The organism is Bradyrhizobium sp. (assembly GCF_019242285.1).
GTDB lineage: Bacteria > Pseudomonadota > Alphaproteobacteria > Rhizobiales > Xanthobacteraceae > Bradyrhizobium.
The window spans coordinates 1-9,481 of the sequence record NZ_JAFAVV010000299.1 but is presented as its reverse complement, the minus strand read 5'-3'; the positions used below and the strand labels follow the sequence as shown (position 1 = coordinate 9,481).

The 9,481-nt window shown below is 64.1% G+C and carries 8 protein-coding genes; 5 read left to right on the top strand and 3 right to left on the bottom strand.

Going from position 1 to position 9,481, the window contains the following annotated elements:
- On the bottom strand, positions 1-1,195 hold a 1,195-nt coding region (locus tag JOY90_RS11840), incomplete at its 3' end, for a VIT domain-containing protein (protein WP_291691326.1).
- 197 nt (positions 1,196-1,392) lie between these two features.
- Here JOY90_RS11840 and JOY90_RS11835 point away from each other — a divergent pair.
- Positions 1,393-2,154 (top strand): helix-turn-helix transcriptional regulator, encoded by a 762-nt coding sequence (locus JOY90_RS11835; RefSeq protein ID WP_291691325.1) that lies wholly within the window; start codon positions 1,393-1,395, stop codon positions 2,152-2,154.
- Between the two features lie 122 nt (positions 2,155-2,276).
- Here the strand turns inward: JOY90_RS11835 and JOY90_RS11830 are convergent, their stop codons facing one another.
- The gene (locus tag JOY90_RS11830; protein ID WP_291691324.1) at positions 2,277-3,500 is read right to left on the bottom strand and encodes an ABC transporter substrate-binding protein; all 1,224 of its coding nucleotides are present in this window, start codon (positions 3,498-3,500) and stop codon (positions 2,277-2,279) included.
- 1,218 nt (positions 3,501-4,718) lie between these two features.
- Between JOY90_RS11830 and JOY90_RS11825 the strand changes: the two genes are divergently transcribed.
- The 4 genes from JOY90_RS11825 (at position 4,719) to JOY90_RS11810 (ending at position 8,963) form a co-directional block, all read left to right on the top strand.
- Positions 4,719-5,852, top strand: coding sequence for a peptidase M15 (locus JOY90_RS11825; protein ID WP_291691327.1), 1,134 nt, complete (start codon positions 4,719-4,721; stop codon positions 5,850-5,852).
- A 381-nt stretch (positions 5,853-6,233) separates the two neighbouring features.
- Positions 6,234-7,370, top strand: a complete 1,137-nt coding sequence (locus tag JOY90_RS11820; protein WP_291691323.1) for an acyl-CoA dehydrogenase family protein — start codon at positions 6,234-6,236, stop codon at positions 7,368-7,370.
- Positions 7,371-7,387: 17 nt separating this feature from the next.
- Complete coding sequence (locus JOY90_RS11815; protein WP_291691322.1) at positions 7,388-8,044, top strand: glutathione S-transferase family protein; 657 nt, start codon at positions 7,388-7,390, stop codon at positions 8,042-8,044.
- Positions 8,045-8,129: 85 nt separating this feature from the next.
- Positions 8,130-8,963, top strand: a complete 834-nt coding sequence (locus JOY90_RS11810; protein WP_291691321.1) for an AraC family transcriptional regulator — start codon at positions 8,130-8,132, stop codon at positions 8,961-8,963.
- On the opposite strand, the gene JOY90_RS11805 is transcribed toward JOY90_RS11810, so the two are convergent.
- The coding region (locus JOY90_RS11805) for an ABC transporter substrate-binding protein (protein ID WP_291691320.1) at positions 8,945-9,481 on the bottom strand (537 nt) is incomplete at its 5' end. The genes JOY90_RS11810 and JOY90_RS11805 overlap by 19 nt on opposite strands.

Here is a 9,481-nt window from a genome sequence, read left to right as displayed (position 1 = left end):
CGTCGAACCGGATCACGTTGAAGCGTTCGTTCGGCTGCAGGCGGCCGAGCGCGTAGATCAGGCTCGCCTTGGCCTGCTCGATCGAGGTACCACCCATCGAGCCGGAATTGTCGATCACGAACACGACCTCGCGTGGCAGCGGTTTTTGCACGGCCTCGGTGACCGCGGGCGGTGTCACATAGGCCAGCACATAGTCGGCATTGCCGACATGCTCGCGGAACAGGCCGACCGACGGTGTCTTCTCGGCGGCCGGCTTCCAGCTCACTTCGAAATCATGATCGGCCGGCACCACGCCGTCGGCGAGGCGAATGATGCGGGTCTCCGCGTCCGGGCTCTCGATCTTGACGGCATCGTGATGGCTTTTCACTTCGCCGAGCGGAAAGCCGGCGTTGAGATGCACCGTGATCGCGGTCGGATTGACCGGCGCATTCTGCGCGGGGTCGAGCACCGGCGGCGAGATGCGGTCGCGGTCGGGGACGGGGTCCGAATGGCTCGTGCCCCAGCCGCTGCCGCCGGGCCTGAACTCGACGGTCTGCGCCACGGGGCGCGGATTGTAGCGCGGGCCGACCACCATCGGCACCCGCAGCGAGAACTCGTCGCCGTTCTGGGCGACCGGCTCCTGGTATTCGATCTGCACCAGCACGGTTTCGCCCGGCCCGATATTGGCCAGCGAATTGGTGAAGATGTTCGGCCGCTCCTGCTCGGTCAGCGCCGCCTTCTGGCCATTGCGCTTGGCGTCGTCATAGATGACCCTGGCCTGCTGCCGCTCCTTGATGTCTCCCACCACGACGCGGTCGCCGACCACCATCTTCAGCGTGTCGACCGCGCCGCCCGGCGGCAGCGGATAGACATAGGTGGCCTCCAGCCAGCCCGATGTCGGGTTCCTGAAGATCTGGGTGACGCGGGCGCGCACCGTCGGTCCCGACACGGTGAGGTCGACATCGATTCCGAGCCGCGGCGCCTCGCTGTAGCCGTCCTCGGTCTTGAACAGCAGGGAGCCGGAGCGGGCGTCGGAAGGTCTGGCCATCGGGGAAAAAGGCCCTTCGGCCGACCAGACCGGATCGAAGGTGAGGAACAGGGCGGCAAAGCCGATCAGCAGCACGGCAATGGCTTCTGCCAGGAAGAACAGCAGGATGCGGGTTCGGCGCGACAGGCGCGAGCGTGTCGGGCGGGCGATGACATCGCAGGTCGTCATGTTTCGTAAGCTCCAGAGCGACGTTTTCGATGTCCGGAATTTTCTGGAACGGCCGCCTTGGCGCGAGCGCAATGATCGGCATTGTTCCGCCGTGTCCCGTTGGGTGGTGGCGGCCGAACGGCCGGCCCGTGTGGTCTTGTGCGGATTTGTGCCAAATTGTGCGTCTGATAGGATGGCGCAGTCGAGCAGGGGTGATGATGACGGCGCCGGACAACCAGCTTTCCGCCGAGCAGAGCCGGCAGATCGCGGACATGATTCGCGAGGAGATCGCGCGGCGGCGGATTTCCCGCCAGACGTTGGCCGAGCAGGCCAAGCTCAGCCTCTCGACGCTCGAGAAGGTATTGGGGGGCCGGCGTCCCTTCACGCTGGCGACGACGGTGCGGCTGGAGCAGGCGCTCGGCGTTCCGCTGCGCCAGCCTCAGGCCGCGGCGCCGGCCTTGGCCTCGGTCAATGGCGACATCGCGCCCGACGGCCTCGGCGCCTATTCGCGCCAGGCGGTGGCGTGGATCGAGGGCATCTACATCACGGTGCGGCCTTCCTTCGGTGACAAGGACGCGCTCTACGCCTATCGCACCGAGATCGCCTGGGACAAGAGCGCCTCATCGCTGCTGTTCCGCGAGCGCGAGCGGGTCGACGCGGCCTATTCGCAGTACGGCGAGGTCGCCGTGCCGAACCAGTCCGGCTTCGTCTATCTCGTGACCAACCGCCACGGCCAGCATCGCCTGATCACGGTGTCGCGGCCGAATCACGGCGCGATGTATGGCATCATCACCACGCTGCTCGCCGGGCGCGGCTCGCAACTGACGCCGATCGCGGCGCCGATCGCGCTGGTGCTGGCCGCGAATTTTCCCAACGCCACGGTCGGGCGGATCTCGCCCGACGACGTGAACTTTGCGGCCTATCGCGCCCACCTGCGCCGCACGGTCGACGAGCCGTTCGCGCTGTTCCTGCCGGGGTGAAATGCGCCGGTCATTCCGGGGCGATGGGAAGCATCGAACCCGGAATCCCGAGATTGTGGGCCACACATCGAGGTTCCGGTTCGCCCGCCTTCGGCGAGCGCCCCGGAACGACGTTGCTAATATTACCCGTTGGTCTCGGCGCTGATGATGTCGCCGAAGAAGTCCCACTTGCCGTCCTTGAACTGCATCATCTTGAGCTGCTCGATCGGAGCGAAGTCGGTCGGGCCGGTGTTGATCTTGATGCCGGGGATCAGCGTATCCGGCGTGAAGTCCTTCAGCGAGGCCGCCTGTTTCATGACGTTCTCGCGCGTCAGGTTGTCGCCGCACTGCTTCAGCACCTGCACCATGGTCTGGGCGGCGGCGAAGCCATAGACCAGGTTGGTATCGGAGACGTTGGCGCCCGGCATGTACTTGTCGACGAAGGCCATGAACTTCTTCATGCCCTCGTCGTCCTTCCATTGCGGGTCGGAGGCGTCCTTCAGGTAGCCGGCCGACAGCACGCCTTCGGACGCGTCGAGCCCGGCCGGCTTCATCACCGCGCCGATCGAGATCGACACGTCGGTCATGACGTGCATCGGCTTCCATTGCAGCTCCGCGATCTTCTTGATGGCCTGCGCCGCGAATTTCGGGGTCGAGATGTTGACGAAGACGTCGGCGCCGGTGCCCTTCAGCTTGACGATGTGGGAATCGATCGAGGGCTCGGTGGTCTCGTAGCTCTCTTCGGCGACGATCAGATCCTTGGCCTTGTCGCCGAAGACCTCCTTCAGCCCCAGCACATAATCCTTGCCGAAATCGTCGTTGGCGTAGAACACCGCGATCTTGGCGTTCGGCTTCTCCTTCAGGATGTATTTCGCGAAGATCCGCGCCTCGACCCGGTAGCTCGGCTGGAAGCCCATGGTCCACGGGAATTCCTTCGGGTCGTTCCACTTGCTGGCGCCGGTCGCGAGAAAGAGCTGCGGCACCTTCTTGGCGTTGTGATATCTCTGCACCGAGGTCTGGGTCGGGGTGCCCAGCGCGTTGAACACCAGGAACACCTCGTCGCTCTCGATCAATTTGCGGATCTGCTCCACCGTCTTGGGCGGGCTGTAGCCGTCGTCGTAGGAGATGAAGTCGATCTTGCGGCTGTTGATGCCGCCATTGTCGTTGATCATCTTGAAATAGGCTTCCTCGGTCTTGCCGATGACGCCGTAGGCGGAAGCCGGTCCCGAATAGGCCTCGACGTTGCCGATCTTGATCTCGGTGTCGCTCGCGCCGGTGTCGTATCGCTTCTGCGCAAGCGCGCCCTGAGTCGTCAGCAGCACCAGGGCCGCTGCGGCGGCAAGCAGGGAGAGTTTCCTGTCATTCATCGACGGCATTCCTCATTCGTTCGGTATGGCAAGGTTGCGGGAATCGAAAAGCGGGAGGAGGTGCGACTGAGATATGCGATCCAGACGCGATGCCGAACCGGCAAGTTTCCTCCGAATGGCGCGGTCGGAGCCGCCGGGCCCGTTGCTTCGGGTCTTCTTCGAGTTGCACCATGCCCAACTCCGTCAAGGCGCGCTAGCCGGAGTTTTGTGCAAAGGTTACCGGCCACGCCCATGCCGTAGATTTGCGTAGGACGTAGCCCGTGATGCGGAATATTCGGCGCGATCGCCAGCCACTGGACGCAAGTGTACGATGCGCAACTCCCCGCGAGGCGGTTGGATTTCGTGCAAAGATTGCCATGGCAGTTGGGTGAATACGAACGCCGTCTCGAGTTGAGTGGCTGCGTCGCGCGCGGACACAGCTTCGCGATCTCGCCGCGCATTGCGCGAGGTTTGCTGGAAATTCCTTACCCTCTCCGATCAGAGGGCGCAGGGAAGACCGGGTGCCGGACGCACCCATGGCCCGCGTGCAGCAAAGGTAGCACGCGGCAGAACCACAGGTACGAGCCGGATCATCCGGCCTTCCCTGCGCAATGGTTTTAACGGCCTATAACGCGCTCTCCCCGGTGAACGGGCTCTTTTGCCACCGTCATCGGCGGATCATCCTCCACCGACTTAGCGCCAGCGTCGCGGCGCCAGGACCACACGTCTTCGCCGTCCGCGTGACGCTGCTCGTCTCGCAGCATCATCGCGTCCACCGCATCCCGCCGCCTACGTCCGTGACGATCGCGAAGCGCCCCTCTCAGAGGTGGCGGGACACGGCCAATATAGCGCTGATTCCACTCTGCCGTCAAGAAAAATTTGGAAAATCGGAAATTGGGTTCGGGGTTGCTTCCGGTGGGATTTCGGATTTCGTGCATAGTGCAGTAAAGCGTAGGTCGGGTTGGAGCCGACGTGTCCGCGGTCGCGCGAAGAGCGAGGCGGACGGCGTAACCCGCCATCTTGACGACCAGAAGCGCAATAGCGGCGGATCACGATCCGCCCTGCGGGCTGTCGCCTGCCGTTGCGCGCAGGCCACAATTCGGAGAAAAGCGGGAGATCCGCCGTTTTGCGCATTGCGCGACCCCTGGCTTGTCCGAACAATCGACGGCGTGCGGATGCTTGGCTCTGCAATCCGGTTCCGATGCAGCCTTTGAAAGTTGGGATTTGGAAGTTGGGATGATGAATCCGCGGCGACTTTCGACAGTGCCGGCGCCATCGCTGCGATCGGTCGTTCTCGCGACCGGGATGGTCGGCTTGCTCGCTGCGCTCGGGCCTGCGGGAATCTCGAACACCGGCGCGGTGGCACGCAAGGACGTCAGCGCTCCTTCTCTCTCCACCGAACAGCAGTTCGCCGAGGTACCGCAGCCAAATTCGGCGCCTGATGACGGTCTTGGTCAACCCAACCTACCGATGGCCGAAGCGGCTGCCGCCGATGGATCAATCGCTCCGAACAAGCCGGAGCCGGGTGTCGGAACGGTCCCGATCAATTCGACGGATGTGCCGCCAATCGAGCCGGCACCGGTGCAAGTCGCAATGGCCAGTCCATCGGTGCTCGAGCCTGGCGACGCCGGCAGCTCCATCGAAATCGTGGACGAGTGCCTGGTCGTGGACATCTGCGTCGATCGATATCTGTGGGCGCTTTATCAACGAACGCCCAAGGAGGACACCATCAAAGAGCTCGAACGGAGGAGTGTCACCGTCAAGCGGAAGGGCAAGATGGTGACGGTCGCCAGAACCTTCACCAAACTCGTCGATGAGGATTTCGGGTGGAAGGATCCGAAGGCGGCGGAACGAGCCGGCATGTCGATGATGGACTACGTGATCGGAGGCATGGATCGGGGCCTCAAGCTGAAACTGTTCCATATGCTTCGCGCGGCGGAGGCGGAAGGCCTTTCGCCCGGCATCACCAGCGCGTTTCGCGACGACTACCGCCAGTCGATCGCAAGCGGCCTCAAGGCGGCCAGCAACAGGTCGTATCATGGCGGGAGCTTCCGCGGCGGCTATGGGCGCGGACTTGCGGCCGATATCGTGAGTGTCCAGGGCGAAACTCGCGACCAGCGATGGGCCTCCTCCGAAAAGCTCTGGAAGTGGGTCGATGTGCATGGGAAGGAGTTCGGGATCGGGCGCCCCTATCTCGGCATGGACCCGCCGCATGTCGCGCCGATCGACGGCCAGGAATATGCCGCGCACAGCCGCGGCTCCAGGCACGCAAGATCGGACGTGAAGAAGGTGAAGCGGGTGGCCTTGCGGGATGCCCCGAGTTTCGCGAAGCACCCGAGAGCTGCGGCAGGTTCGAAGACGGGGACGAGCTGAGCGCGCGAGCGCAGGCCGGGGCTGGAACCGACATGTCCGCCGTAGCTCGAAGAGCGAAGGCGGAAGGCGTAGCCCGCCATCTTGGCAACCACGGCAATAGCGGCGGACCGCGATCCGCCTGCGAACTGCGGCTGAATGCGCGACCAGTCGTCACATCGAACTGGGAAAACTTCTCCGAAATACTGTGGCCGCCTGGGCTTCGAACGGCCTTGTTCTGCTTGTACCATGCCAACTCTCTCCGAGGGCCCACTCTGAGTTTTGGATGAGGTTTGGCGAACGATGCCCGCACCGCGGAATATCGCGCGCGATTGCAGCCACTGGACGCAAGTTGAAGTAGCGCGTTGCCGCCATGCTGATTGGCTTGAACGAAAAGCGAATTGCATGAAAAGCCCGTTCTATACCGCCGAGCATGAGGCCTATCGCGAGGTGGTGCGTCGCTTCGTCGAGAAGGAGATCGAGCCACACGCCCACGAGTGGGACGAGGCCGGGGAGTTTCCGCGCGCGCTCTATCAGAAGGCGGCTGGCATCGGCCTGCTCGGGCTCGGCTTTCCCGAGGAATATGGCGGCATGGAAGTCGACCGCTTCATGTGGATCGTCGCGGTGCAGGAATTGGCGCGCGCCGGCGCCGGCGGCGTCTCCGCCTCGCTGAAGAGCAATTCGATCGGCGCGCCGCCGATCGCGCGTGCCGGCACGCCGGAATTCAAGGCGCAGGTGCTGCCGGAGATCCTGTCGGGCCGCAAGATCTCGGCGCTCGCGATCACCGAGCCGAGCGGCGGCTCGGATGTCGCAAACCTGCGCACCTCGGCGCGCCGCGACGGCGATTTCTATGTCGTCAACGGCGAGAAGACCTTCATCACCTCGGGCATGCGCGCCGATTACATCACGACTGCCGTGCGTACCGGCGGTCCCGGACCGGGCGGCGTCAGCCTGCTGGTGATCGAGGGTAATACACCCGGCCTCACCCGTACGAAGTTGAAGAAGATGGGGTGGTGGGCGTCGGATACCGCGACCCTGCATTTCGACGATTGCCGCGTGCCGGTCGGCAACCTGCTCGGCGAGGAAGGCGCCGGCTTCAAGATCATCATGCACAATTTCAACGGCGAGCGGCTCACCATGGCGGCGGGCTGCATCGCCTCGGCCCGGGTCTGTCTCGACGACGCCGTCGACTACGCCAAGCAGCGTTACACGTTCGGCAAGCCGCTGGCGCAGCACCAGGTGATCCGGCACAAGCTGGTCGACATGGCGCAGCGAGTCGCCGCCTCGCAGGCGATGCTGGAAATGCTGGCCTGGCGGCTCGACCAGGGCGAAAATCCGGTCGCCGAGATCTGCATGCTGAAGAACCAGGCCACCCAGACCATGGCGTTCTGCGCCTCCGAGGCGGTGCAGGTGTTCGGCGGCGCCGGTTTCATGCGCGGCATCAAGGTCGAGCGCATCTACCGCGAGGTCAAGGTCAACGCGATCGGCGGCGGCAGCGAGGAGATCATGAAGGATCTCGCGAGCCGGCAGATGGGGTTGTGAAGAAATAGGGAGCTATCATGATCACGCTCTATCACTGCGACGCGGCGCGCTCGTTCCGGCCGCTCTGGATGCTGGAGGAGATGGGGCTTGCCTATGAGCTGAAGATGCTGCCGTTCCCGCCGCGGGTGTTCGCCAAGGACTATCTCGCGCTCAATCCGCTCGGCACCATTCCCTTCCTGGTCGATGGCGACAACAGGATGACGGAATCGTCCGGCATCTGCCACTATATCGGCGTCCGCTACGGGCCGACGCCGCTGATGGTCGCGCCCGACGAGCCGGGCTATGCCGCGTTCCTGAACTGGATGTATTTCTCCGACGCGACGCTGACCTTCCCGCAGACGCTGGTGCTAAGGTACAGCCAGCTCGAGCCCGAGGAGCGGCGCAATCCGCAGGTCGCGACCGATTATGCCAAGTGGTTTCTGGGCCGGCTCCGTGCCGTGGAGGCGGCGACCAGCGGCGCCGAGACGCTCTGCGCCGGCCGTTTTACCGCGGCCGACATCGTGATCGGCTATGCGTTGCGGCTCGCCGACAATATCGGACTGGCCAAGGATTTCGGTCCCAATGTCGCGGCATATTGGGGCCGGCTGCAGGCGCGGGATGCCTATCAGCGCGCCGTTGCGGCCGAACGCCGCGCCGGCGCGGAGCAGAACGTGACGCCGCGCGTGCGTCCCTGAACCTTCTGCCCGGTGACAGAACCAGAATTTGAGTTATGGTTGGCATCGCAGCGGTCCCAAGAGCCGCGCGAGGAGGGAAGCCGCCATGGACCACAAGGGCCACCCATCCGGCCACCTGATGCTGATCACGCCGGAGCGCGTATTCTACGCCGGGCTGCTGGGCCGTCCGCGGGAACGCTGCCCGGGCGCGCTTCATGTCTATGTCGCGTTGCGCGGAGGGCTTCATCTGTCGGCGGCGGACGGCCGCGAAATCCACGACGAACTGGTCACCGTCGCGCCCAATGTGCGCCATACCATCTCCAGCGACCATCGCACCGCGATCTGCCTCGTCATCGAGCCCGAAAGCGTCCGTCCCGGCACCTTCGAGGCATGGTCGGCGCGGCTGTCAGGGCCGGAACGTGGTCTCTTCGCGCATCGCATCCGCTCCGCCTATCAGCAACTGCTCTCGCAGCCATGCCGTGCCGACATCGATGCCGCCGCCTTCGACCTGATGTGCTTCGGCGAAGCCTGGCCGCAACGCCGGATCGATCCGCGCATCGTGCGTGCGATCGCGCAGATCACGCGGTTTTCCGGCGAGCCCGCCACGGCGTCGAGCTGCGCGGCTGAAGCGGGCCTGTCGGCGTCGCGCTTCCTGCATTTGTTCAAGCAGGAGACCGGCATCTCCTTCCGCTCGTTCCGGGCCTGGAAGCGGGCGCGGCACCTGCTGCATTTCGCCAACCAGGACCTCAACCTCGCGCATCTGGCGCAGGACATCGGCTATCCCGATTCCACCCATTTCAGCCATTCGATCCGCAGGTTTTACGGCCTGAAGCCGCGGGCGATCTTCTCCGGCTCGCGCGATCTCGCGATCTATCGGAGCGGGCAGGAGACGGAAGGGGCGGCTCGCAGTGACAGTGGCGATCAGATGTTCGCACCCTGAATGATGTTCCCGAACCGCGTCCAGCCGCTCCCTTCCCAGCGCTGTAGTTGCATCTGCTGCAGCGGGCGGTGATTGGTCGGGCTGGTGTTGACGCGGATTCCGGGGAGCAGCGCCGGCACCTCGAGATCGTTCAGATTGTTGGCCTGCCGCATGATGCTCTCACGGGAGAAGTCGCCGTTGCATTGCTTGAGGATCTGCATCAGCACGCCGGCCACCATGTAGGCATAGAGATTGTAGCCGTCCTTGGCATTTCCTTCGGGAAAGTATCTCGCCATGAAGGCCAGATAGTTCTTGATGGCGGGATCGTCCGCCCAGGCCGGATCGGCGGCATCCTTCAGATAGACCGAGGTGATCACGCCCTGCGTCTTTTCCATTCCGACCGGGACGATGGTCGCGGTGATCGAGGAGGCGCCGCTCGGGATGAAGTGCATCGGCCTCCAGCCGAGCTCGAATATCTTGCGCATCGACTGCGCCGCGAATTTGGCCGTCGTTCCCGAGATCAGCACGTCCGGATTGGC